The sequence below is a fragment of the Saccharothrix stipae genome, from assembly GCF_054781895.1.
On sequence record NZ_BAAGTN010000031.1, the window covers coordinates 1 to 24,718 of the forward strand.

The 24,718-nt window shown below is 73.2% G+C and carries 23 protein-coding genes and 1 pseudogene; 22 read left to right on the forward strand and 2 right to left on the reverse strand.

The genetic code is table 11. The annotated features are described in order from the left end of the window. Positions 1-147: 147 nt before the first annotated feature. Positions 148-1,722, reverse strand: a complete 1,575-nt coding sequence (locus ACYVLT_RS38335; RefSeq protein WP_461125064.1) for a hypothetical protein — start codon at positions 1,720-1,722, stop codon at positions 148-150. On the opposite strand from ACYVLT_RS38335, the gene ACYVLT_RS38340 reads away from it, so the two are divergent. The 13 genes from ACYVLT_RS38340 to ACYVLT_RS38400 all read left to right on the forward strand — a co-directional run bounded on the left by ACYVLT_RS38340 (position 1,663) and on the right by ACYVLT_RS38400 (position 14,265). Beyond that, positions 1,663-2,526: a hypothetical protein gene (locus ACYVLT_RS38340; protein WP_461125065.1), complete on the forward strand. Its 864-nt coding sequence runs from the start codon at positions 1,663-1,665 to the stop codon at positions 2,524-2,526. The genes ACYVLT_RS38335 and ACYVLT_RS38340 overlap by 60 nt on opposite strands. Positions 2,527-2,641: 115 nt before the next feature. Further along, entirely contained in the window at positions 2,642-3,436 is a 795-nt protein-coding gene (locus ACYVLT_RS38345) for an HAD-IIA family hydrolase (RefSeq protein ID WP_461125066.1), read from the forward strand. 5 nt (positions 3,437-3,441) lie between these two features. Then, positions 3,442-3,615 (forward strand): hypothetical protein, encoded by a 174-nt coding sequence (locus ACYVLT_RS38350; protein ID WP_360466744.1) that lies wholly within the window; start codon positions 3,442-3,444, stop codon positions 3,613-3,615. Between the two features lie 3 nt (positions 3,616-3,618). After that, positions 3,619-4,425 carry a TlyA family RNA methyltransferase gene (locus ACYVLT_RS38355; RefSeq protein WP_461125067.1) on the forward strand — a complete coding sequence of 269 codons (807 nt, stop codon included), beginning with the start codon at positions 3,619-3,621 and terminating at the stop codon, positions 4,423-4,425. A gap of 71 nt (positions 4,426-4,496) precedes the next feature. Continuing rightward, entirely contained in the window at positions 4,497-5,399 is a 903-nt protein-coding gene (locus ACYVLT_RS38360; RefSeq protein ID WP_461125068.1) for an NAD kinase, read from the forward strand. Between the two features lie 65 nt (positions 5,400-5,464). Next, complete coding sequence (gene recN / locus ACYVLT_RS38365; RefSeq protein ID WP_461125069.1) at positions 5,465-7,246, forward strand: DNA repair protein RecN; 1,782 nt, start codon at positions 5,465-5,467, stop codon at positions 7,244-7,246. Then, positions 7,243-7,917, forward strand: a complete 675-nt coding sequence (locus ACYVLT_RS38370; protein ID WP_461125070.1) for a hypothetical protein — start codon at positions 7,243-7,245, stop codon at positions 7,915-7,917. The genes recN and ACYVLT_RS38370 overlap by 4 nt, the downstream gene beginning before the upstream one ends. Positions 7,918-8,057: 140 nt before the next feature. Continuing rightward, positions 8,058-8,798, forward strand: coding sequence for a hypothetical protein (locus ACYVLT_RS38375; RefSeq protein WP_461125071.1), 741 nt, complete (start codon positions 8,058-8,060; stop codon positions 8,796-8,798). Positions 8,799-8,892: 94 nt separating this feature from the next. Then, positions 8,893-10,077 carry a putative cytokinetic ring protein SteA gene (gene steA, locus ACYVLT_RS38380; protein ID WP_461125072.1) on the forward strand — a complete coding sequence of 395 codons (1,185 nt, stop codon included), beginning with the start codon at positions 8,893-8,895 and terminating at the stop codon, positions 10,075-10,077. Beyond that, positions 10,074-11,012 carry a copper transporter gene (locus ACYVLT_RS38385; RefSeq protein WP_461125073.1) on the forward strand — a complete coding sequence of 313 codons (939 nt, stop codon included), beginning with the start codon at positions 10,074-10,076 and terminating at the stop codon, positions 11,010-11,012. Before steA ends, ACYVLT_RS38385 begins: the two co-directional genes overlap by 4 nt. Before the next feature lie 388 nt (positions 11,013-11,400). Continuing rightward, entirely contained in the window at positions 11,401-13,092 is a 1,692-nt protein-coding gene (locus tag ACYVLT_RS38390) for a CTP synthase (protein WP_461125074.1), read from the forward strand. 38 nt (positions 13,093-13,130) lie between these two features. After that, a complete protein-coding gene (locus ACYVLT_RS38395; protein WP_461125075.1) occupies positions 13,131-13,709 on the forward strand; it encodes an NUDIX domain-containing protein in 579 nt (192 codons plus the stop codon). 184 nt (positions 13,710-13,893) lie between these two features. Continuing rightward, positions 13,894-14,265: a DUF2752 domain-containing protein gene (locus ACYVLT_RS38400; RefSeq protein ID WP_461125076.1), complete on the forward strand. Its 372-nt coding sequence runs from the start codon at positions 13,894-13,896 to the stop codon at positions 14,263-14,265. On the opposite strand, the gene ACYVLT_RS38405 is transcribed toward ACYVLT_RS38400, so the two are convergent. Continuing rightward, complete coding sequence (locus ACYVLT_RS38405; protein ID WP_461125077.1) at positions 14,254-14,853, reverse strand: DUF1707 domain-containing protein; 600 nt, start codon at positions 14,851-14,853, stop codon at positions 14,254-14,256. The two genes, ACYVLT_RS38400 and ACYVLT_RS38405, sit on opposite strands and share 12 nt — an antisense overlap. 67 nt (positions 14,854-14,920) lie before the next feature. On the opposite strand from ACYVLT_RS38405, the gene ald reads away from it, so the two are divergent. From ald to ACYVLT_RS38450, 9 genes and pseudogenes are all read left to right on the forward strand, one after another. Then, positions 14,921-16,030, forward strand: coding sequence for an alanine dehydrogenase (gene ald / locus ACYVLT_RS38410; RefSeq protein WP_461125078.1), 1,110 nt, complete (start codon positions 14,921-14,923; stop codon positions 16,028-16,030). Positions 16,031-16,245: 215 nt separating this feature from the next. Beyond that, a complete protein-coding gene (gene xerD, locus ACYVLT_RS38415; RefSeq protein ID WP_461125079.1) occupies positions 16,246-17,127 on the forward strand; it encodes a site-specific tyrosine recombinase XerD in 882 nt (293 codons plus the stop codon). Positions 17,128-17,211: 84 nt separating this feature from the next. Next, positions 17,212-17,589 carry an ArsR/SmtB family transcription factor gene (locus ACYVLT_RS38420; RefSeq protein ID WP_461125080.1) on the forward strand — a complete coding sequence of 126 codons (378 nt, stop codon included), beginning with the start codon at positions 17,212-17,214 and terminating at the stop codon, positions 17,587-17,589. A gap of 103 nt (positions 17,590-17,692) precedes the next feature. Further along, the gene (locus tag ACYVLT_RS38425) at positions 17,693-18,667 is read left to right on the forward strand and encodes a ParA family protein (RefSeq protein WP_461125081.1); all 975 of its coding nucleotides are present in this window, start codon (positions 17,693-17,695) and stop codon (positions 18,665-18,667) included. After that, the gene (locus tag ACYVLT_RS38430) at positions 18,664-18,990 is read left to right on the forward strand and encodes a hypothetical protein (protein ID WP_461125082.1); all 327 of its coding nucleotides are present in this window, start codon (positions 18,664-18,666) and stop codon (positions 18,988-18,990) included. The genes ACYVLT_RS38425 and ACYVLT_RS38430 overlap by 4 nt, the downstream gene beginning before the upstream one ends. A gap of 56 nt (positions 18,991-19,046) precedes the next feature. Then, positions 19,047-19,880 carry a segregation and condensation protein A gene (locus ACYVLT_RS38435; protein WP_461125406.1) on the forward strand — a complete coding sequence of 278 codons (834 nt, stop codon included), beginning with the start codon at positions 19,047-19,049 and terminating at the stop codon, positions 19,878-19,880. Next, positions 19,877-20,761, forward strand: coding sequence for an SMC-Scp complex subunit ScpB (scpB, locus tag ACYVLT_RS38440; protein WP_461125083.1), 885 nt, complete (start codon positions 19,877-19,879; stop codon positions 20,759-20,761). The genes ACYVLT_RS38435 and scpB overlap by 4 nt, the downstream gene beginning before the upstream one ends. Next, on the forward strand, positions 20,754-21,515 hold the full coding sequence (locus tag ACYVLT_RS38445) for a pseudouridine synthase (protein ID WP_360460435.1): 762 nt from the start codon (positions 20,754-20,756) through the stop codon (positions 21,513-21,515). The genes scpB and ACYVLT_RS38445 overlap by 8 nt, the downstream gene beginning before the upstream one ends. 193 nt (positions 21,516-21,708) lie before the next feature. Next, a pseudogene (locus ACYVLT_RS38450) lies at positions 21,709-24,309 on the forward strand (nSTAND1 domain-containing NTPase); the annotation flags it as partial. Positions 24,310-24,718: the final 409 nt, after the last annotated feature.

Below are 24,718 nucleotides of genomic sequence, written 5' to 3' on the forward strand. Positions count from 1 at the left end.
CCTTCCAGCGCCGATGGTACTGCACTCGTGAGGGTGTGGGAGAGTAGGACGCCGCCGAACATTCTTCCCTGAAAGGGCTTGTGGTGGGGGCACATTGATTTGTGCTCCAAACCGCAAGCCCTTTCGGCGTGTCCACAGTAGGAGGAGTTAGTGTCCAGGTTCGGGGATCGACCCGGCGACCGTCAGCGTGGCCAGGGAGACCGACCGCGCCGATCCGACGACGGTGGCCGTGCCCAGGGAAGCCGCAAGCCCAACAGCAGCGGTGGCCGTGACGCCCGCAGCACGGGTGGGCGGTCGAGCGGCGGCTATCCGCGCCGGGACGACCGGCCTGGCAACGACCGGTACACCAGTGGCGACAAGCCGCGCGGTGGCGACCGGCGGGATGACAACCGAGGCGAGCGGCCTCGCTACGACAAGCCCCGTGATGACCGTGGCGCAGCTCCACGACGGGATGACAACCGGAGTGGCGGCTTCCGCCGGGATTCCGGTGACCGACCCAGCTACCCGCGCCGCGATGACCGCGGTGGCGCACCACGTCGCGACGACCGCACCGGTGACCGGGGCGGGTTCCGGCGCGATGACAGGCGCGATGACAGCCGTGGTGAGCGTCCCCGTTACGACCGGCGGGACGACCGCGGCGGCTATCCCCGTCGCGATGACCGCTCGGGCAGCGACCGGCCCAGTGGTGACCGCGGCGGCTATCCGCGTCGCGACGACCGCTCCGGCAGTGACCGGCCGGGCAGTGACCGTGGCGGGTACCAGCGTCGGGACGACCGGCCCAGCGGTGACCGCGGTGGCGAGCGGAGCAGCTACCCGCGTCGCGATGACCGGTCGAGCAGTGACCGTCCCAGTGGCGACCGCGGCGGTTATCCGCGTCGAGACGACCGGGGCAGCAGTGATCGCGGTGGGTACCAGCGCCGCGACGACCGGCCCGGTGGCGACCGGGGTGGGGATCGTGGCGGCTACCAGCGCCGGGATGACCGGGGTAGCAGCGGTGGTGACCGTGGTGGGTACCAGCGCCGGGACGACCGGCCCAGCGGTGACCGCAGTGGCGAGCGGAGCAGCTACCCGCGTCGCGACGACCGTGGTGGCGAACGCGGCGGTTACCCGCGTCGCGATGACCGGCCCAGTGGTGATCGGCCCAGTGGTGATCGCGGTGGCTACCAGCGCCGGGATGATCGGCCGAGTGGCGACCGGGGTGGGGATCGTGGCGGCTACCAGCGTCGCGATGACCGGGGTAGCAGCGGCGGTGACCGTGGTGGGTACCAGCGCCGGGACGACCGACCCAGTGGCGACCGGGGTGGCGAGCGGAGCAGCTACCCGCGTCGCGACGACCGGTCGGGCAGTGACCGTCCCAGTGGCGACCGCGGTGGGTACCAGCGCCGCGATGACCGGCCGCGTTACGACAAGCCCCGGACTGACAAGCCCCGGACTGACAAGCCCAGGTTCGACAAGCCCCGGGTCGACAAGCCGCGGTCCGACAAGCCCGTGGGCGATCGGCGGGACGAGCGCAGCCGTGATCGGGCCGCGCGGTTCCAGGAGCGGGTCACCCAGACCGAGACCCCGCAGGACGTCGAGGGCGCCACGGCTGACGTCGAGGCGTCCGCTGTCGACGCCGTCCAGGGTGACGCGGTCGAGGCCGTGGTCGTCGCCGAGGAGTCGGTGACGCCGGAGGTCGAGGCCGAAACCGCGGCCGAGCCGGACGCCGTCCAGAGCGACCAAGACGACGAGGACGACAAGAACGACGAGGACGACGACGCGGAGGCGGAGGGCGTGCTGCCCGAAGCCGTTGACGCCGTTGACGAGAGTGTCGCGGCGCAACCGGTCGACTCAGACGAACGGGTGTTCACCCGGGCGCGCACGCCCGAACTGCCCGACGACGCCGACATCTCGATCCTCGACCCCGAGGTGAAGCAGGAGCTGCGCGGCCTGCCCAAGGGGCTGGCCGACATCGTGGGCCGGCACCTGGCGGCGGCGGGCATGCTCATCGACAGCGAGCCCGAACTGGCGCTGGAGCACGCCCGGTACGCGCGGTCGAAGGCGGCGCGGGTCGCGGTGGTCCGCGAGGCAGCCGGGCTGGCCGCCTACCACGCGGGCGAGTGGGCCGAGGCGCTGTCGGAGCTGCGGGCCGCACGGCGCATGTCGCACGGCACCGGGCACGTCGCGGTGATGGCCGACTGCGAGCGGGCGCTGGGGCGTCCGGAGCGGGCCATCGAGCTGGCCCGTGAGGCGCAGGTGTCGCTGCTGTCCCCGGACGAGGCGGTGGAGCTGCGGATCGTCGCGGCCGGCGCCCGGCGGGACATGGGGCAGCTGGAGGCGGCCGTGGTGGCGTTGCAGGGCGACGACCTGGACGAGAAGCGGCGTGACCCGTGGAGCGCCCGCCTGTTCTACGCCTACGCGGACAACCTGGAGGCGGCCGGCCGCACCGAGGAAGCCGTGAAGTGGTTCCTCAACGCCGCGCAGGCCGACGACGACAACGAGACCGACGCGGCCGAGCGGGCGTTCGACATCAGCCCGCAGGACTGACCGACACCGCGGTCGCATGACGGATCGCACACCTGAAGGCTCGGCACCACCCGGTGCCGAGCCTTCAGACTGTGCGCAGCCGGAGAAGCCCTCCCGGAGAAACTCCCGAACGGAGATGCCTGTGCTGCTGGCCCGTTACGACGCCCTGCTGCTGGACCTCGACGGCACGGTCTACCGGGGGCGGGAAGCCGTGCCCGGCGCGGTCGAGGCGGTCGCCGCGGCCCGCGCGCACGGCACCGGCATCCGGTTCGTCACCAACAACGCCTCCCGCTCGCCCGAGGCGGTGGCCGAGCACCTCACCGAGCTGGGCTTCAACGCCGCGCTGGACGAGGTGAGCACGAGCGCCCAGGCGGGCGCGGCGATGCTGTCGGACCTGGTGCCGCAGGGCGCGCACGTGCTGGTCCTCGGCACGGACGCGCTGGCCGAGCAGGTGCGGCTGCGCGGGTACCGGCCGACCGACAGCGCCGAGCACGCCCAGGCGGTCGTCCAGGGCCTGTCGCAGGAGCTGGGTTGGCGTCAGCTGGCCGAGGCGTGCGTCGCGATCCGCCAGGGCGGCGCGCACTGGATCGCGTGCAACGTGGACGCGACGCTGCCCACCGAACGGGGTCTGCTGCCCGGCAACGGCGCGCTGGTCGCCGCGCTGCGAACCGCGACGGGCGTGGAACCGCTGGTGGCGGGCAAGCCGGCGACGCCGCTGCTGGAGCAGGCCGCGAAGTCGGCGGGTGCGCAACGGCCGCTGGTCGTGGGCGACCGGCTGGACACCGACATCGCGGGCGCGGTCAACGCGGGCATGGACTCACTGCTGGTGCTCACCGGCGTGTCCACCGAGGCCGAGGCGATGGGCCTGCCGGAGGACCGGCGCCCCACCTACGTGGCTGCCGACCTGTCCGTGCTCCATCGGCTACCTTGAATCCTGTGAGCTTCGAGGTTCCCCTCCCCGGCCCGCCGCGCGATCCCGTGGCCGGGATCGACGACGCCCTGGCCGGTCTCGACGGGCTGGACGCGCTCGACGTGGTCGAGCACGTGGCCCGGTTCGACGACGCGCACACCGCGTTGACGGTCGCGTTGTCCAGCATCGACAAGGTCTGACCGGTGCCGCGCAGGGCTCGGCTGGACGCCGAACTGGTCCGCCGCGGGCTGGCCAGGTCACGGGAGCACGCGAGCCAGCTGGTCGCCGAGGGTCGGGTGAGCGTGCGCGGCACCGTGGCCACGAAACCCGCCACCGCGGTCGAGCTGGACACCGCGGTCGTGGTCCGCGAGACCGACGGCCCGAACTACGCCTCACGGGGCGCGCACAAGCTGGTCGGCGCGCTGGAGGCGTTCGACGGGGTGGCGGTCGAGGGCAGGCGGTGCCTGGACGCGGGCGCGTCCACCGGCGGGTTCACCGACGTGCTGCTGCGGGCGGGCGCCCGGCAGGTCGTCGCGGCCGACGTCGGCCGCGGCCTGCTGGACTGGCGGTTGCGCACCGACGACCGGGTCGTGGTGAAGGACCGGACGAACGTGCGGTCGTTGACGCCCGAGGACATCGGCGGTCCGGTTGAACTGGTGGTGGCCGATCTCTCGTTCATCTCGTTGAGGCTGGTGCTGCCCGCGCTGGCCGCGTGCCTCGACGAGGAGGGCGACTTGCTGCCGATGGTGAAACCCCAGTTCGAGGTGGGGAAGGAACGGCTCGGGTCGGGTGGTGTGGTGCGGGATCCGGAGCTGCGCGCGGAGGCGGTGCTGGACGTCGTCGGGTCCGCCGCCGGGCTCGGCCTGCGCCTGCACGGCGTCACCGCGAGCCCGCTGCCGGGACCTTCGGGCAACGTCGAGTTCTTCGTCTGGCTGCGCCGGGGTGAACCCCTCGACGCGGCGGACGCCGCCGCGCTCGTGCGCGCCGCCGTGGCGGCGGGTCCCCAGTGAGAAGGGACCCGGTGGGCGGCGGTCCGATGAGCGGGAGTCCGGTGAGCGGCGGTCCGGTGGGCGGGGATCCGGTGGCGAGGGAGATCCTGCTGGTCGTCCACACCGGACGGCGCAGCAACGTGCTGGTGGCCCAGGAGGTCGCGGCGCGGTTCGCGGCGGGCGGGGTGGGGTTGCGGGTGCTGGAGGACGAGGCGCCCGAGCTGGACCCGTCGTGCTACGCGCAGGTCGTGCCGGCCGACGAGAAGGCCGCCGAGGGCACCGAGTTGGTGTTCGTGCTCGGCGGTGACGGCACGCTGCTGCGAGCGGCCGAGTTGGCGCGGGCGGCGGGTGTGCCGGTGCTCGGGGTGAACCTGGGCCGGGTCGGGTTCCTGGCCGAGGCCGACTCCGACGCGCTGTACGAGGCGATCGCGCACGTCATCGAGCGTGACTACGAGGTCGAGGAGCGGATGACGCTCGACATCACCGCGTCGGTCGACGGCGAGGTGCTCGAAGGCACGTGGGCGCTCAACGAGGCCAGCGTGGAGAAGAGCACCCGGGAACGGATCCTGGACGTCGTGGTGGAGGTGGACGGCCGGCCGGTGTCGGCGTTCGGCTGTGACGGCGTGCTGGTGGCGACCCCGACCGGGTCGACGGCGTACGCGTTCTCCGCGGGCGGGCCGGTGGTGTGGCCGGACGTGCAGGCGCTGCTGGTGGTGCCGAGCAACGCGCACGCCCTGTTCGCGCGGCCACTGGTGGTGTCGCCGGCGTCCGTGGTGGCGCTGGAGGTCGACCCGGAGGGTCATCCGGCGGTGTTGTGCGCGGACGGCCGCCGCACGGTGAACCTGCCGCCGGGCGCGCGGGTCGAGGTCGTCGGCGGCCGCACCCCGCTGCGGCTGATCCGGCTGCGGCCGGGTCCGTTCACCGACCGGCTGGTGGAGAAGTTCGAGCTGCCGGTGCAGGGGTGGCGCGGTCCGTCCGCCAAGCAACAGGGGTAGATCAACAAGCGAACACCCGCCCCCGAACACACGCTTTGTCGGCGTCGCCCAGTAGTGTTCCCGTCGTGCTGGCCGAGATGCGCATCCAGGGCCTCGGTGTGATCGACGAGGCCACCCTTGAGCTCGATGCCGGTTTCACCGTGGTGACGGGCGAGACCGGCGCGGGCAAGACGATGGTCGTCACCGGGCTCCACCTGCTGGGCGGTGGTCGGGCCGAGGCGTCCCGCGTGCGCAACGGCGCGGACAAGGCGGTGGTCGAGGGGCGGTTCGCCGCGCCCGCGGGCAGCCCGGCGGCCAAGGTCGCCGAGGAGGTCGGCGGCCAACCCGACGACGACGGCAGCGTGATCGCGATCCGCACCGTCGGCGCCGACGGGCGTTCCCGGGCGCACCTGGGCGGCCGGTCCGTGCCGGTCGGCGTGCTGGCGGAGCTGGCCGAGCAGTTGCTGGCGGTGCACGGGCAGAACGACCAGCTGCGGTTGCTGCGGCCCGCCGAGCAGCGGTCGGTGCTCGACCGGTTCGCCGGTGACGAGGTCGCCGAGCCGTTGCGGTCCTACCGGAAGGTCCGCGACGAGTGGTTGCGGGTCGCCACGGAGCTGTCGGAGCGCACCGCGCGGTCGCACGAGCTGGCCCGTGAGGCCGAGATGCTGCGGCACGGTCTGACCGAGATCAACTCGGTCGACCCGAAGCCGGGCGAGGACGAGGAGCTGGTCGCCGAGGCGCGCCGGCTGGCCGACGCCGACCAGTTGCGGGAGGCCGCATCCGGCGCGCAGTACGCGGTGGCGGGCTCGCCCGACGGCGACCCGGACGTGCCCGGCGCGCTGGGGCTGATCGGCGAGGCGCGACGGCGGCTGACGGCGTCGGACGACCCGAAGCTGCGCGACCTGGAGCCCCGGCTGGTGGAGGCGGAGACGCTGCTGGCCGACGTGGGCGCGGAGATCGCGTCGTACCTGGAGCACCTGGACGCCGACCCGGCGCGGTTGGAACAGGTGCTCGCCCGCCAGGCCGAGCTGAAGTCGTTGACCCGCAAGTACGCCGCAGACGTCGACGGTGTGATCGCGTGGGCGCAGGACGCGTCGGCGCGGCTGTCCGGGCTCGACACGTCCGACGAGGCGTTGGCTGCGTTGGCGGCCAGGCGCGACGAGCTGGCGGTGGAGCTGGCCGGGCACGCGCGGCAGGTGACCGCGGAACGGGTCGCCGCGGCCGAGGAGCTGGGCAAGGCGGTGTCGGACGAGCTGACGGGCCTGGCCATGCCGCACGCCACGGTCGAGGTCGCGGTGCGGCCCAGGGTGGCCGAGCAGGGCGACGCGCAGGCGTTGAACGTCGGCGGGCAGCTGCTGCACGCGGGCGCCAGCGGTGTGGACGACGTGGAGCTGCGGCTGATCGCGCACCCCGGCGCGCCCGCGCTGCCGGTGCACAAGGGCGCGTCCGGCGGTGAGCTGTCGCGGGTGATGCTGGCGCTGGAGGTCGTGCTGTCGCACTCCGACCCGGTGCCCACGCTGGTGTTCGACGAGGTCGACGCCGGTGTCGGCGGTCGGGCGGCGGTCGAGGTCGGCCGCAGGCTCGCCCGGTTGGCGCGCAGCCACCAGGTCATCGTGGTCACGCACCTGCCGCAGGTCGCCGCGTTCGCCGACCGGCACCTGGTGGTGGACAAGACCGCGGACGGCGTGCTGACCCGCAGCGGTGTGCGCCGGTTGGACGAGTCGCAGCGGGTGGTCGAGCTCGCGCGGATGCTCGCGGGCATGGACTCCACCGACACGGGCCGGGCGCACGCCGAGGAGTTGTTGGCGGCGGCGAAGGCGGACAAGGAGAGCGTGCCCGTGGTGCGGCGCAAGGCGAAGAAGAGGTGAGCCGACGGCTGTTCGGCGCGGCCTCGCTGGTGGCGGCCGGCGCGACGGCCGTGGTCGGCACGTTCCTGCCGCTGTACTCGGAGGGCTCCGCGGGCGTCGGCATCATGCCCCTGGTCACCGTCACCTCGTGGGAGTACGTCTTCACCAACTTCCCCGGCGGCGACGCGGACTTCCCTCCCGTGCAGAGCCCCCAGTACGGGGTGCCGATCGTGGTGTCGGCGGTGCTGCTGGCGATCGCGGCGGCGCTGGTGTTCCTGCCGGAGGCTCAGCGCCTGGCCGCCCGGTACCTCGCGATCGGCGGGACGGGTGTGCTCATCGGCTCGGTCTGGGCGGTGGTGGCGGTCGTCGTGTCCATGGACGGCAACGCGTCGCGCGGCGGGTCCGAGGGCTTCACCGTGAAGGTCGGTGAGAGCGTTCCGGTGTTGGGGGCGTCGGTGCTGCTGGCGGTGGTCGGCGTGGTGCTGCTGCACGCCCGTCGGCCCGAGCCGCGGCCCGAGGGGCCGGTGGTCTACCGGGTGGTGGACGGCGGTGAGGGCGACGACACCGACGACACCGACACCCCGCCGTTCGGGATCCCGGTGGTCGAGGTCGCGCAGCTCCCGGCGTCGGAGTACGACGATCCCCGCGCCGATGACCGCCGTGCCGACGATCGCCGCGCCGAAGGCCTGTGACGAGCACGAGGTCGGGTCGGCGGCGCACCCGTCACCCGGTCGGCCGATGGCGGCGGCGTCCGGCGCGGCTTTGCTGGTAGGGGTGGGTCGGCCGGTCCGCCGGGCCGCGGCACGTCCCCGAACACCGAGGAGAACGCCCCATGACCCGGCGCGCGATCGCCGTCATCACCATCGGCGCGGGCGCGCTGTTCGTGGTGCTGGGCTCGCTGTTCCCGCTGTACGGGATGGAGGCCGTGGCGCGGTTCGGGCCCGGCGGCGAGGCGCAGGAGAGCTCGCGCCGGCTGGTGGCGCTCACCGGGTGGGAGTACGTGCAGGAACCCCTGCCGTCCGGTGAGTCGTTGACCTACGGGTTCCCCGTGTACGGGCACGGCCTGGTGCTCGCCGCCGTCCTGGCCGGTGTCGGCGCGCTGCTGCAACTGCGGTCGCCGCTGCTCGCCGCGATCGGCCGGTTCGCCGTGCTCGTGGGCTGCGGGCTGGTCGTCGGCGTGCTGTGGGCGGCGCTGGAGACGTTGGGGACGCTGTTCGGCAGTGGCAACGCCGGGGCCGCCGTCACGTCGGACGAGTTCGTCGGCACGGGCACGTGGTTGGCGGGCGGCGCGGCGCTGGCGCTGCTGGTCGGCGCGGTGCTCGCGCACGACTGGCCCGCGCGCGTGCCGCGGCCCGCCGGGGTGTCGGTCTACCAGGTGGACGACGACGACACGCCGCCGTTCGGCATCGCCATCCCCGTCGACGAGCTGGACGTGCCACCGGCCGACACCACGTCGCCTTCCGGCACCGCGCGGCCGACTGGCACCGCGTGGCCGGCGGTGGCCGACCCGCCAGGGGGCGGCGCGGCGGCGGACCCGTCACCGGACCGACCGTCGTCACCCGACCGGGGGTAATCCGTCCACTGTGGATTGATGGTGTCATTGACCAGCCGGGATCGGCTCGGCGTGTTGGCCGCCGACCGCGCGCGACGTGAGTCACCATCGGTCCATGAAGCTCTCCGGGTTGCTCGGCCGCACGAACCGCGAACTGCCAGGCGTCACCGGCGTGGCGCGGGTCGATCGCCGCTCGGGTGACCTGCTGCGCCGGCTGAGTCCGGGGGACATCGCGGTGCTCGACCACGTCGACATCGACCGCCGCACCGCCGAGGCCCTGGTGCACGCCGAGGTGGCGGGCGTGGTGAACGCCTCGCCGTCCATCTCCGGCCGGTTCCCGAACCTCGGCCCGGAACTGCTGGTCGAGGCGGGTATCCCGCTGGTCGACGGCGTCGGCACGGCGGTGCTGCGCGAGGTCAAGGACGGCACCAGGCTGCGGTTGCACGACGGCGCGGTGCTCGTCGGCGACAAGGAGGTCGCGCGCGGCGTGCGGCAGACCGCCGAGTCGATCGCCGACGCGATGATCGAGGCCAAGGCGGGCATGGCCGCGCAGCTGGAGGCGTTCTCCGCCAACACGATCGAGTTCCTGCGCCGGGAACGGGCGCTGCTGCTCGACGGTGTCGGCGTGCCCGAGCTGTACGTGCCGATCCGGGACCGGCAGGTGCTGGTCGTCGCGGGCGGCCCCACGCACGCCGAGGAGCTGCGCGGGCTGCGCAAGTACATCCGCGAGCACCGGCCGGTGCTGATCGGCGTGGACGCGGGCGCGGACACCCTGCACGACGCCGGGTTCGCCCCGGACGTGATCGTCGGCGACCCGGACCTGATCGGCACCGCGACGTTGCGGTCGGGCTCCGAGGTCGTGGTGCCGGCGCAGGTCGACGGCCACGCGCCGGGCCTGGAGCGCATCCAGGACCTGGGCATCGGCGCGGTGACGTTCCCGGCGACCGGCAACGCGGAGGACCTGGCGCTGCTGCTGGCCGAGGCGCACGGCGCGTCGCTGGTGGTGACGGTGGGCGTGCAGGCCGGGCTGCGGGAGTTCCTGGACCGCGGCAACTCCGGGTCCAACCCCTCGACGTTCCTCACCCGGCTCAAGCTCGGCAACAAGCTCGTGGACTCGCACGCCGTCGCGACCCTGCACCGCGGCCGGGTGTCGACGGGCCTGATCGCCCTGCTGGTGCTGGCCGCGGTCGTGGCGATGACGGCCGCGCTCGCGGTGTCCGGCGTCGGCCAGGTCTACCTCGACATCGCCGCCGACGCGTGCCGATCCGTCGCCGACTGGTTCAAGGGGTTGTTCGCGTGATCTCGCTGCGCTACCATATCGTCTCCATCACCGCGGTGTTCCTCGCCCTGGCCGTCGGGGTGGTGCTGGGCTCGACCGCGATCAGCGGCCGGCTGCTGTCCGGGCTCAACGACGACAACGGCGCGTTGGGCCGGGAGGTCGCCGCGTTGCAGGCGGAGCGCAACGGCCTGGACGCGCGGCTCGCCGACGCGGAGCGGTTCGCGGGATCCGTCGGCCCGCTGGCGGCGAAGGGGCAGCTGGCCGAGCGGACCGTCGTGCTGGTCACCACCGCCGACGCGAAGCCGGACGACCGCGACGCGTTGACCGACCTGCTGCGCGCCGCCGGTGCGGAGGTCACCGGCGAGCTCCAGCTCACCGAGTCGTTCACCGACCCGGACAAGGCCGACCAGCTGCTCGACCTGGTCGCCCGGCTGCAACCCGCCGGCACCCAGCTGCCCACCGGCGGCGACCCCGGCACCAGGGCGGGCGGCCTGTTCGGCGCCGCGCTGCTGATCGACAAGGACACCAACCAGCCGCGGGCCACGCCGGACGAGCTGGCGGCGGCCCTGGGCGGGCTGTCCAGCGCCGGTTTCGTCAAGCCCGGCCAGGGCCTGCGGCCGGCGCAGCTGGCCGTGGTGCTCACCGGCGGCGCGGTCGAGGGCGACTCGGCGGCCGACCGGGCGGCGGTGGTGGCGCGGTTCGCCACCCAGCTGGACCGGTCCGGCGCGGGCGCGGTGCTGGCGGGCGGTGCGGGTTCGGCCGACGGCACCGGCGCGGTCGGTGTCGTGCGTGCCGACACGGCGGCGACGTCCGTGCTGTCCACCGTGGACAACGCCGACACCGCGGCCGGTCGCGTGGTGGTGGTGCTCGCGCTGCGTGACCAGCTGGAGGGCAAGGCCGGTCGGTACGGGGTGGCGGGCAACGCCGAGGGCCCCGCACCGGGCACGGCCGGCTGAGGCACCGGGACTGGGAGGCTGCGGTACCAGGACCGGCAGGCCGCGGCACCGGGAACGGCAGGCTGGAGCGTCGGGGCGGCAGGCCCGGGTGTCGGGCAACGCCCGGCAGCGGGAGCGGCAGAGGCATCGGGAACGGCGGGTCGGGTGTCGGGATCGCCGGGCCGGAACCGGGTGTTCGCGCCTGATTCGCGCCTGGTTCGCGCCCGGTTCGCGGGTCCGTCGTCCTCTGTCGCACGGCCCTAGGCCATCCGAGTGACACGCCTCCGGACCCACCAGCGCGCTGGGTGACCGGCGGCGTGTTAGCGTTAGGGCCCGTGGACAGGGCGCTGAGCTGTGCGGAACCACCGCAGCCTGGCCCTAGCGGAAATCCAGACCACGGGGAGCCTCCTTGGTGCAGCAGGCACGTACGACCAAGCACGTTTTCGTCACCGGGGGTGTGGCGTCGTCCCTCGGCAAGGGGTTGACCGCGTCGAGCCTCGGACAGCTGCTCACCTCTCGTGGTCTGCGGGTGACCATGCAGAAGCTGGACCCGTACCTGAACGTGGACCCGGGCACGATGAACCCGTTCCAGCACGGCGAGGTGTTCGTCACCGACGACGGCGCGGAGACCGACCTCGACATCGGCCACTACGAGCGGTTCCTGGCGCGTGACCTCTCCGGTGACGCGAACGTGACCACCGGGCAGGTGTACTCCGAGGTCATCGCCAAGGAGCGGCGCGGCGAGTACCTGGGCGACACCGTCCAGGTGATCCCGCACATCACCGACGAGATCAAGCGGCGCATCCGGGCCATGGCCGAGCCGGGGCCCGACGGCGTCATCCCGGACGTGGTGATCACCGAGGTCGGCGGCACGGTCGGCGACATCGAGTCGCTGCCGTTCCTGGAGGCGTGCCGGCAGGTGCGCCACGACGTGGGCAGGGACAACGTGTTCTTCCTGCACGTGTCGCTGGTGCCCTACCTCGCGCCGTCGGGTGAGCTGAAGACCAAGCCGACGCAGCACTCGGTCGCCGCGCTGCGCAACATCGGCATCCAGCCCGACGCCATCGTGTGCCGGGCGGACCGGGAGATCCCGGACGCGTTGAAGCGCAAGATCGGCCTGATGTGCGACGTGGACACCGAGGCCGTGGTGGCGGCGGTGGACGCGCGGTCCATCTACGACATCCCGAAGGTGCTGCACGGCGAAGGGCTGGACGCGTACGTGGTGCGGCGGCTGGACCTGCCGTTCCGCGACGTCGACTGGACCGTGTGGGGCGACCTGCTCGACCGGGTGCACAACCCGTCCGAGAAGGTCCGCATCGGTCTGGTCGGCAAGTACGTCGACCTGCCCGACGCCTACCTGTCGGTGACCGAGGCGTTGCGGGCCGGCGGGTTCGCGCACCGCACCAAGGTCGAGATCGTGTGGGTGCCGTCCGACGAGTGCCAGACGCCGTCCGGCGCGTCGCACGCCCTGAGCGGGCTCGACGCGGTCCTCATCCCCGGCGGGTTCGGGGTGCGCGGCATCGAGGGCAAGATCGGCGCCATCACCTACGCGCGGACCCGCGGCATCCCGCTGCTCGGCCTGTGCCTGGGATTGCAGTGCCTGGTCATCGAGGCCGCGCGGAACCTCGCGGGCATCGCCGACGCGAACTCCTCGGAGTTCGAGGACACCGGGTCGCCGGTGATCAGCACCATGGCCGACCAGGAGGACGTCGTCTCCGGGCAGCGGGACATGGGCGGCACCATGCGGCTCGGCGCGTACCCGGCCAAGCTGCTGCCGGGGTCGCAGGTGGCGTCGGCCTACGGGTCGGTGGAGGTGTCCGAGCGGCACCGGCACCGCTACGAGGTGAACAACGCCTACCGGTCGCGGTTGAGCTCGGCCGGGCTGGTGTTCTCCGGGACGTCGCCGGACGGGCGGCTGGTGGAGTTCGTCGAGCTGCCCGCCGACGTGCACCCGTTCTTCGTGGCCACGCAGGCGCACCCGGAGCTGAAGTCCCGTCCGACCCGCCCGCACCCGCTGTTCGCGGCGTTCGTGAAGGCGGCGTTGGACTACCGGCTGGCCGACCGGCTGCCGCTGCCCGAGACCGCGGGGGTCGCGCAGTGACCGGTCGGCACGAGTTCGGAACCGTTTCGTCGCGGGACGTGCACGTCGGGCGCGTCGTCGCGTTGCGGGTGGACGAGGTCGCCATGCCTGGTGGCGGAACCGCGTCGCGCGAGGTGGTGGAACACCTCGGTGCGGTGGCGGTGGTGGCCTTGGACGATGCCGGTGCGGTCACGTTGATCGACCAGTACCGGCACCCGCTCGGCCGGCGGCTCTGGGAGCTGCCGGCCGGGCTGTTGGACTCCGGTGACGAGACACCGCTGGCCGCCGCACGGCGGGAGCTGGCCGAAGAGGTCGGGCTGGCGGCGTCGGAGTGGGTGACGTTGGTGGACGTCGCCGTGTCGCCGGGGTTCACCGACGAGGTGGTGCGGGTGTTCCTGGCGCGCGGGCTCACCGCGGTGGACCGCGACGTGCAGGGCGAGGAGGAGGCCGACCTGGAGGCGAAGAGCTTCCCGCTGGCCGAGGCGGTGGACATGGTCCTGGCCGGGGAGATCGTCAACGGCCCCGCCGTGTCCGGCCTGCTCGCCGCGCACGCCGTGGTCACCTCGGGTGCCGAGGGCCGTCCCTCCGACGCCCCGTTCCGGGACCGCCCGACCCGCTTCGCCTCCCGCTCCACCTGACCGTAGGACTCTCGCCACCTGAACGTAGGACTCTCGCGAGAGTCCTACGTTCAGCACGCGTGAGTCGTACCTTCAGCACGCGCGTGTCCTACGTTCAGGTCGCGCGTGTCCTACGTTCGGAACGGCCGTGTCCTACGTTCAGGACCGGCGAGTTCTACGTCCAGGTCGGCGGATAATGGCTGTCGTGGGTGTGCGAGGTCCGTTGGCGGTGGCCGCGGCGGCGGTGGCCGGGTGCGGGGTGCTGCTGTTCGTCGACCCCAACCAGCCGGGGTCGCTGCTGCCGCCGTGCCCGATCTACGCGTTGACCGGCATCCAGTGCCCGGCCTGCGGGTCGACGCGGATGGTGCACGCCCTGCTGCACGGCGACCTCGTCGGCGCCTGGGAGTTCAACGCCGTCATGCTGCTGGCCGGGCTGCCGCTGCTGGCCTGGCTGTGGCTGCGGTGGTTCCGGGCGGCGAAGCACGGCAGGCCGACGCCACCGGTGCCGCGGCGGGTGGGCGTGCCGGTGGTGGCGCTGGCCGTCACGTGGATGCTCGTGCGCAACCTAGTCGCGTAGCTTGCGGCCCTGGCTGTCCGTGCCGCCGTTGACCAGCAGGATGATCCCGTCGATCAGGGACCAGATGCCGCACCCGCCGCAGGTCAGCAGCTGTGCGATGCCGATCGCGGTGTCACCGATGTAGAACCGGCCGATGCCGAACGGCAGCGCCAGCTGGAGCACGCCCGCCGCGATGCGCGACTTGTCCGACAGCGGCTGCCCGGTGAGCGGGTCCAGCCCGTACGGCGCGTTCGGGTTGAAACCGGGCTGGTAGCCGTACGCGGTCCCGTAGGTCTGGGACGGGTCGGCGTAGCCCGGCGGCGGGTAGCCGGGGATGCCCTGGCCGGGCGTCTGGTAGCCGGGCGGCGGCGGTGGCGGCGGGTACGCGGCGGGCTGCGGGTACGCGGGCGGCAGGAACACCGGGTGCGGCTGCGGCAGGTCGTGGAACAGCGCGGCCAGCTCCTGCGCGGACTGGGCCGCGGACGCGTAGCCCACGCGCTGCTCGTACTCGCCGATCTCCAGGCGACCGGACGCGAAGTGGTCGTTCAGGGCGCTGATCGCCTCTTCACGCTGCTGGTCGCCGATGCGCACCTGGTGTGGTTCCGACACAGGTCAACGCTAACAGCCGACCGGCGCTGATCGAGCCGGAACCCGCTGGTCGACCTACGCTTCAAGGGTGCTGGTCGGAGTGCCGCGAGAGGTGAAGAACCACGAGTACCGGGTCGCCATCACCCCCGCGGGTGTGGTGGAGCTGGTGCGCCGGGGGCACCGCGTGCTGATCGAGGCCGGCGCGGGCGGTGGTTCCTCGATCCCGGACGACGAGTTCGTCGCGGCCGGTGCGGAGATCGCGCCGGACGCCGACGACGTGTGGGGCGCGGCCGAGCTGGTGCTCAAGGTCAAGGAGCCGGTCGCCGCGGAGTTCCACCGGATGCGGCCGGGTCAGACCCTGTTCACGTACCTGCACCTGGCCGCCGATGCCGAGTGCACGCGCGCGATCGTCGCCGCCGGGATCGACGCCGTCGCCTACGAGACCGTGCAGCTGCCTGACGGCTCGTTGCCGCTGCTCGCGCCGATGAGCGAGGTTGCCGGGCGGATGGCCGCGCAGGTCGGGGCGCACTGCCTGGAACGCAACCAGGGCGGGCGCGGCGTGCTGCTCGGCGGCGTGCCGGGTGTGCCCGCCGGCAAGGTGGTGGTGCTCGGCGCGGGGGTGGCGGGCATGAACGCCGCCGCGGTCGCGCTCGGGATGCAGGCGGAGGTGGTCGTGCTGGACACCAACGTCAACCGGCTGCGCCAGATCGACTTCACCTACCGGGGGCACCTGCAGACGGTGGCCAGCAACTCCTACGAGGTGGAGAAGGCGTGCCGGTGGGCGGACCTGGTGATCGGCGCCGTGCTGGTGCCGGGCGCGAAGGCGCCGACGCTGGTGGGCAACGACCTCGTGGCGACCATGCGGTCCGGCTCGGTGCTGGTGGACATCGCCATCGACCAGGGCGGGTGCTTCGCCGACTCGCGGCCGACGACGCACGACGACCCGACGTACCGGGTGCACGACTCGGTCTTCTACTGCGTGGCCAACATGCCGGGCGCGGTGCCGCATACCTCGACGTGGGCGCTCACGAACGTCACACTGCCCTACGTGACGGCGTTGGCGGACAAGGGTTTCCGGCGGGCAATCAGCGAGGATCCGGCGCTGGCGAAGGGCGTGAACGCGGTGCGCGGCACCGTCGTGCAGGCCGAGGTGGCCAAGGCGCACGGGATGCGGCACGTTCCGCTGGCCCAGCTGTGAGCCGCCGGGAGGGGAACGCCCCGGCCGCTGCGGGCGAGCAGGCCACCGGCGAGCTGGCCTCCGTCGGTGACCGGGCCGCGGGTGACCGGGCCGTCACCGGTGACCCGGCCGCCGCCAGTGACCAGGTCGCGGGCGGTGGAGGGCCGGAATTGTCGGACCCCGCCGGTAAGGTAAAAGCAGGGGTCCCCTTGGCGGGTACCCCTGCGGGGCGTGCGATGAGGGCGTACCTGGACCACCTGGCGGTGGAGCGGGGCACGGCGCGCAACACGCTCGACTCCTACGGCCGCGACCTGCGCCGCTACGCCGAGCACCTGGCGGCCGAGGGCGTCGACGACCTGGCCGACGTCTCCGAGGCCCTGGTCGGCGACTTCCTGGCGGTGCTGCGCGAAGCCGGGCTGGCCGCCTCGTCCGCCGCGCGCACGGTGGTCGCCGTGCGCGGCCTGCACCGGTTCGCCCACCTCGAAGGCATCACCGCGCACGACCCGGCCCGCGCCGTCCGCCCCCCGACACCGCCGCGCCGGCTGCCCAAGGCCCTGCCCGTGGACGACGTGCTGAAGCTCCTCGAAGGCCCCACCGAGACCCCGGCGCACCTGCGCGACCGCGCCCTGCTCGAACTGCTGTACTCCAGCGGCGCGCGGATCTCCGAGGTCGTCGGCCTGGACGTGGACGACGTCGACGCCGCCGAGCGCACCGTGCTGCTCGACGGCAAGGGCGGCAAGCAGCGCATCGTGCCCGTCGGCCGCCCCGCGCTGCGGGCCCTGGAGGCCTACCTCGTGCGCGCCCGCCCCGTCCTGGCCAAGCGCGGCACGCCCGCGCTGTTCCTCAACGCCCGAGGCGGGCGGTTGTCCCGGCAGACCGCCTGGCACGTGCTCAAGACGGCGGCCGAACGGGCGGGCATCCGAGCCGAGGTCTCGCCGCACACGCTGCGCCACTCGTTCGCCACCCACCTGCTCGAAGGAGGCGCGGACGTGCGCGTGGTCCAGGAGCTGCTGGGCCACGCCTCCGTGACGACGACGCAGGTCTACACGTTGGTCACGGTCAACACCTTGCGCGAGGTCTACGCGACCGCTCATCCTCGCGCATCGGGTGGAACATGAGCGGTCCACGGGTACCGTGGTCGCACACCTGACCGGGTAACCACCCACTCCCGATGAGCCCGACGAGCTGGAGGTGCCGAGCAGGTGCCGAACTTGGACGAGCCCGAGCGCAGTGCGATCGAGCTGGGCGCGGTGTTGCACGCGTTGAGCGACGCCACCCGGCTGGCGGTGGTGCGGCAGATCGAGGCCGACGGCGAGCGCCTGTGCGGCGCGCTGGCGGTGGAGGTCGCCAAGTCCACGTTGTCGCAGCACCTGCGGGTGCTGCGGGAGGCGGGCATCACCCGGACCAGGGCGCGCGGCAACCAGCGGTGGGTGTCGCTGCGGCGGGACGACCTCGACGAGCTGTTCCCCGGACTGCTCGACGTCGTGCTCCGCGCGGTCGACCGGACGTGCCGCGAGACCGCTGACCAGACCGACGGGCGGGCGGCGCCGGCGGCCGACCCGGTGGACGCGACGCGCTGAAACGCACTGAGAACGATTGGTCCCGCTTCGGCGGGGCGCGTTGCTGGTGGACCGCGGTGTGCCTAGGCTGCGCCCAGGCAGAGGACTAGGAATCGGGAAGGCGATGTCGACACCGGAGCACGCGGGTCAGGCGTGGGGCGCACCCCCACCACCCCCGCCACCGTCCGGTGTGCCGCGCGCCTCGGTCGAGCTGAGCCTCGCCCCGCACGCCGCACCCGCGGACGAGGACCACACCGAGCAGGTCGCCGGCGACATGGGACCGACCGGCCGACCGTTGCGCTACGTCGCCGACCCACCGCTGGTCGCCCGGCACGGACCGGCGAAGATCCTCGCGGTGTGCAACCAGAAGGGCGGGGTCGGCAAGACCACGTCCACCATCAACCTGGGCGCCGCGCTGACCGAGTACGGGCGGAAGGTGCTGCTGGTCGACTTCGACCCGCAGGGCGCGCTGTCGGTCGGCCTCGGCGTGCACCCGCACCAGCTCGACCAGACGATCTACAACGTGATCATGGAACGCGACGTCGGCGTCGGCGACGTGATCATGCAGACCCCGGTCGAGGGCATGGACCTGCTGCCCAGCAACATCGACCTGTCCGCCGCGGAGATCCAGCTGGTGTCCGAGGTGGGGCGGGAGCACACGCTGGTCCGCACGTTGCGGCCGGTGATCGAGCACTACGACTACGTGCTGGTCGACTGCCAGCCGTCGCTCGGCCTGCTCACGGTCAACGCCCTGGCGGCGGCCGACGGCGTCCTCATCCCGCTGGAGTGCGAGTTCTTCAGCCTGCGCGGGGTCGCCCTGTTGATAGACACCATCGAGAAGGTCAGGGAGCGGTTGAACCCGAAGCTGGAGATCACCGGGATCCTCGCCACCATGTACGACCCGCGCACGCTGCACTCCCGCGAGGTGATGGCGCGCGTGGTCGAGGCGTTCGGCGACGTCGTGTTCGACACGGTGATCAACCGCACCGTCCGGTTCCCGGAGACGACCGTCGCCGGCGAGCCGATCACCAGCTGGGCACCGCGCTCGGCGGGGGCGAAGGCGTACCGCGCGCTGGCGCGCGAGGTGATCGCCCGGTGACCCGACGCCCATCACTGCCGGGCGCGTCCGAGCTGTTCCGCCTCACGACCGGTGCCGCGTCCGCCGACGCGCCCGCGACCGAGCCCGGGCCGCCGGCGCAGCGGCGCGGGACCGGACGGCAGAAGCACTCGACGAAGATCACCGTGTACGTGTCCGACGAGGAGCTGCTGGCGCTGGAGCACGCGCGGCTGGCGTTGCGCGGCGAGCACGGCCTGGCCGTCGACCGGGGACGCGTGGTGCGCGAGGCCATCGCGATCGTGCTGGACGACCTCGAAGGGCACGGCGAGGACTCGCTGCTCGTGCGTAGGTTGCGCGAGCGGTGAGCGGGGACGCACCCCGGACCGAACCCGGAGTGGCCGCGCCGGTCGAGCCGGTTGGGGTGGCCGAGCCGGTCGAGGTCGAGCCGGTCGGGCCCGCGGCGCCGGACGACGGTCGGTTCAAGGTCAAGCTGACCAACTTCGAGGGCCCCTTCGACCTGCTGCTCCAGCTGATCTCGCAGCACACGCTCGACGTGACCGAGGTGGCGCTGCACACCGTCACCGACGACTTCATCGCCTACATCCGGGCGTTGGGCGACGGGTGGGACCTGGACGAGACGACCGAGTTCCTGGTCATCGCGGCGACCCTGCTCGACCTCAAGGCGGCTCGCCTGCTGCCCTCGGGTGACGTGGAGGACGAGGAGGACCTGGCGCTGCTGGAGGCGCGGGACCTGCTGTTCGCGCGGCTGCTGCAGTACCGGGCGTACAAGCAGGTCGCGGCGCTGTTCGCGGAGCTGGAGCGGGGCGCGTACCGGCGCTACCCGCGGTCGGTGGCGTTGGAGCAGCGGTACGAGGGGCTGTTGCCCGAGGTGATGCTGGGGGTGGACGCCCGGCGGTTCAGCGAGATCGCCGCGGTCGTGTTCCGGCCCAAGCCGCCGCCGACGGTGTCGACGTCGCACATCCACCAGCACCGGGTGTCGGTGCGCGAGCACGCCGAGATGTTGCGCGCGCGGCTGGCGGAGGCGGGCACGGCGACGTTCGCCGAGCTGATCGCCGAGTGCACGGAGACGATGGAGGTCGTCGCGCGGTTCTTGGCGCTGCTGGAGCTGTACCGGGAGCGGGCGCTGGCCTTCGAGCAGCCGGACCCGCTGGGCGAGCTGCGCATCACGTGGGTCGGCGGGACGATCGAGGAGGCGCAGGCGCAGGCCCGCGACGAGGACGAGGAGTACGGGTGAGCGACGACCGACCGACCGGCCCCGGGTCCGGGCCCACCGAGGAGGCGGGACGGGACGAGCGCGCCGAGCCGGTGTCCGGGCCCGATGCCGCGGTGGAGTCGGTCGCGGCGGGCGCCGAGCCGGAAGCAGCCGAACCGGAAGCAGCCGAACCGGAAGCAGCCGAACCCGAGGTGGCCGAACCTGAGGTAGCCCGACCCGAGGCAGCCGGACCCGAGGTGGCGGAACCGGAAGTGGCCGGGCCCGGTGAGGTCGGCTCGCCCGTGTTGGCGCTGGTCCCCGAGCCGGCGGCGGGCGCGGACGAGGTCGCGGCGGACGACGAGGCCGGTGGGTTGCCCGACCTGTCCGACGAGTCCGAGTTCGAGGGCGCGTTGGAGTCGATCCTGCTCGTGGTCGACACCCCGATCGCCGAGGAACAGCTCGCCGCCGTCCTGGAACAGTCGGTGAAGCGCGTCACCACCGCCCTGCACCGGCTGGCCGCCCGGTACACCGAGCGGAACAGCGGCATCGACCTGCGTAGAATCGGCGACGGCTGGCGGTTCTACACGCGGGACCGCTTTGCGCCATTCGTGGAAAAACTGCTGCTCGACGGGCAGCGCGCCAAGCTCACCCGGGCCGCGTTGGAGACACTCGCGGTCATCGCCTACCGGCAGCCCGTGACCAGGGCCCGGATCGCGGCGGTGCGCGGCGTGAACGTCGACGGGGTCATCCGCACGCTCGTCGCGCGCGGCCTGATCGCCGAGACGGGCACGGACTCCGACACGGGTGGCATCCTTTACCGCACGACCGAACTGTTCCTGGAGCGGTTGGGGCTGTCGTCGTTGAGCGACTTGCCGCCGATCGCCCCCCTGTTGCCCGAAGTGGATGCGATCGACGATGTCTGACCGAGCCGTGCCGAACCCCTCAGGTCAACCCGAGGGGATCCGGCTCCAGAAGGTGCTCGCCAAGGCGGGCATCGCCTCGCGGCGGGTGGCCGAGGAGCTGATCGAACTCGGCCGCGTCCAGGTCGACGGCGAGGTGGTCCGCGAGCAGGGCCGCCGCGTCGACCCGGACACCGCGGTCGTGCACGTCGACGGCGTGCGCGTGGTGCTCAAGGAAGACGTGGTGACCATCGCGTTCAACAAGCCGCGCGGTGTGCTGTCCACCATGCACGACGACGCGCACCGCCCGTGCGTCGGCGACTACCTGCACAACCGCAAGGAACGCCTGTTCCACGTCGGCAGGCTGGACGCCGACACCGAGGGCCTGCTGCTGCTGACCAACGACGGCGACCTCGCCCACCGGCTGATGCACCCGTCCTACGAGATCACCAAGACCTACCTGGCCGAGGTGCCCGGCCCGATCCCGAAGGACCTCGGCAAGCGCCTGCGCGCGGGCGTCGAGCTGGAGGACGGCCCGATCGCGGTCGACTCGTTCAAGCTGATCTCGTCCATGCCGGGCAAGGCCCTGGTCGAGGTGGTCCTGCACGAGGGCCGCAAGCACATCGTGCGCCGCCTGCTCGACCACGTCGGCCACCCCGTGGAGCACCTGGTCCGCACCGCCGTCGGCGACGTGCGCCTGGGCAACCAGCGCCCCGGTTCGATGCGGGTGCTCAACCGCCAGGAAGTCGGTTCCCTCTACAAGGCCGTCGGGCTGTAACACCGTCGGGCTCTAGCAGGGGAAGGCGCTTGGCGGAGTCCCCCTTCACCACCAAGCGCCCTTCCCCCCTTGCCGAGACACCCCCCACCGGTCTCACCGCCATTCCTACGGCAGAAGGGTTGTTCAGTGTCAGCGCGTGGACGCTGAACAGGCTTCTCTGAACAATCGCCCTCGTCGAAGGGGGAGGGCGACGATGGCCAGACCGGAAGGCCCGTTACGGGCCGACAGCCGTGACCTCGGCGAGTTCGCCGCCGGCCTGCGGACCCTGCGCGAGCAGGCGGGCAGCCCCACCTACCGGCAGCTGGCCCGGGACGCGCACTACTCGGCGGCGGCCCTGTCGGAGGCGGCCAACGGGCGGCGGCTGCCCAGCCTCGCGGTGACGTTGGCGTACGTGCGGGCCTGCGGCGGCGATGTCGTGACGTGGGAGTCGCGCTGGCGGGCGGTGGCCGGCCGGCTCGCCGACGCCAACCCGCGCACCCCGCCCGACCAGACCGAAGCCCCGTACACGGGATTGGCGGCGTTCCAGGTGCGGGACGCGGACCGGTTCTTCGGCCGCGACCGGGTGGTGCGCGAGCTGGTGGGCCTGGTCGCGCAACGCCGGTTCGCCGGTGTGTTCGGCGCGTCCGGTTCGGGCAAGTCGTCGGTGCTGCGGGCGGGCCTGGTGGCGACCTCCGGCCGGCCCGCGGTCGTGCTCACGCCGGGCTCGCGGCCGGTGGAGGAGCTCGCGGTGCGGATCGCCGCGGTCACCGGCAAGGACGCGACGGCGCTGGCCGCCGAGTTCGCCGCCTACCCGGAGAACCTCCACCTGCGCGTCCGGCAGGCGCTCGTCGGCGGTGACGACGACCTGCTGATCGTGGTCGACCAGTTCGAAGAGGTCTTCACGCTGTGCCGGGAGCCCGCCGAACGGGCCGCGTTCATCTCCGCGCTGACCACCGCCGCGACCACCCCGACCAGCCGCACGCGGGTCATGCTAGGTGTGCGCGCCGACTTCCTGGGCCACTGCGGGCAGTACCCGGAGCTGGTGGAGGCGCTGCGCGGCGGGCACGTCCTGATCGGCCCCATGTCCGCGGACGAACTGCGCGAGGCGATCGTGTCGCCCGCCGTCGCGGTCGGCTGCAAGGTGGAGACCGCGCTGGTGACGCGCCTGGTCGCGGACGCGGCGGGCCAACCCGCGGTGCTGCCGCTGGTGTCGCACGCGCTGCTGGAGACCTGGCGCAGGCGGCGCGGTGTGGCGCTGACCCTCGCCGCGTACGAGGAGGTCGGCGGGATCGAGCACTCGATCGCGCGCAGCGCCGAGCACGTCTACACGGGCATGGGTCCGGCCCGGCAGCTGGTCGCCAAGCAGGTGTTCCTCCGGCTGATCGCGGTCGGCGAGGGCACCGAGGACACCAAGCGCCGCGTCGACCGCGCCGAGGTCGACCACCACGCCGAGGGCGAGGGCCGTGAGGTGCTGGCCGCGTTGGCGCAGGCCCGGCTGGTCGTGCTGGACCGCGACACGGTGGAGCTGGCGCACGAGGCGCTGATCCGCAACTGGCCGCGGCTGCGCGGGTGGATCGCCGAGGACCGGGCGGGGCTGCGGGTGCAGCGGATGCTGACCGAGGCCGCGCACACCTGGGAGTCGCTGGACCACGACCCCGGCGCGCTGTACCGGGGCACCCGGCTGGCGCTGGCGCGCGAATGGGTCGACGGCACGCGTGGGCCGCGGCTCACGCCGGGCGAGATCCGGTTCCTGGAGGCCAGCGTCGCCGCCGCCGACGCGGTGCGCGTCGCCGAGACCCGGCGCACCCGCAGGCTGCGGCAGCTGGTGTCGGTGATGGCCGTGCTGCTGGTGCTGGCCTCCGGCGCGATCGTGTTCGCCTACCGCGCCGAGCGGTCCGCGACCGAGCAGCGCAACATCGCGCTCGCGCACAAGGTGATCACCCAGGCCGCCGCCCTGCGCGACACCGACCCGGCGCTGTCGATGCAGCTCACCCTCGCCGCGCACCGGCTGGTGCCGATGCCCGAGACGCGGGACGCGTTGTTCGGCGCGTTCACCGAGCCGTACGCGACCCGGATCGGCCCGGTGCGCGCGACGGCGGTCAGCCCGAACGGCACGGTGCTCGCCGTGGCCGACGACAACGGCACCAACGAGGTGCGGCTGGTGGACATCTCCGACCCGCACCGCCCCGCGCACCTGGGCGTGCTGCCGGGGGTGACCGACTCCTGGAGGTTGGAGTTCAGCGCCGACGGCACGCTGATCGCCGGCACGGCCGGGGGCTCAGTCGTGGTGTGGCGGGTGGTGGACCCGCGCCGGCCCCAACTCGTGCACCGGTTCGGCGACCGGGTGTCCGACTCGGCGTGGTCCTTGGCGTTCTCACCCGACGCCCGCTACCTCGTGGCGAACTCCGTGAACGGCCGGGCCGCGCACGTGTGGGACCTGGCCGACGGCGGTAGGGAGCTGCCGCCGCCGCTGCCCCCGCGGAAGACCGACGAGGTGCCGGGCGAGGTGGCGTTCCTCTCCGAGCGCGTGGTGGTGATCCCGCTGGCCGACCGGGTGCACGCGGTCGACGTGACGACCGGCGCGTCCACCGTCCTGGTCGACGGTGTCGGGCCGGTCACCGAGCTCGCGGTCGGCGCGGGCGGCCGGGTGCTCGTCACGGCGGGGGAGGACCGGGTGGTGCGGCTGTGGGAGGTCGCCGACCCACGAGGTCCGGCCCGGCAGACCGTCACGCTGCGGCACGGCGGCGTCGTGCGTGCCCTGGCGTTGAACGCGGACGCACGCGTGCTCGCCACGGCGGGGGACGACCGGACCACCCGGCTGTGGGACGTCACCGACCGGCACGCGCCGGTCGAGGCAGCCACGCTGGACGGCCACCTCGGCGCGGTCGCCTCCGTGGCCTTCGCCGCCGGGGGGGCGCGCCCTGGTCACCTCCAGCGCCGACCGGTCCGCCCGGATCACCGACCTGACCGACCTGCCGATCGCGCACCCGTCGTCGTTGCGGTCGGTCGCGGTCGCCGCCTACCTCGGCCTGGCCGCCACCGTGGACGTGGAGGGCGTGCTCAGGCTGATCGACATCTCCGAGCCGCGCGGTCCGCGCACCGCCTGGCCCCTGACCGCGCACCCGGGCCGGGTGCACTCCGCTGCGCTCAGCCCGGACGGCGAGCACCTGGTCACCTCGGCCGACGACGGGGTGGTCCGGGTGTGGCGCACCGCCAACCCGGCC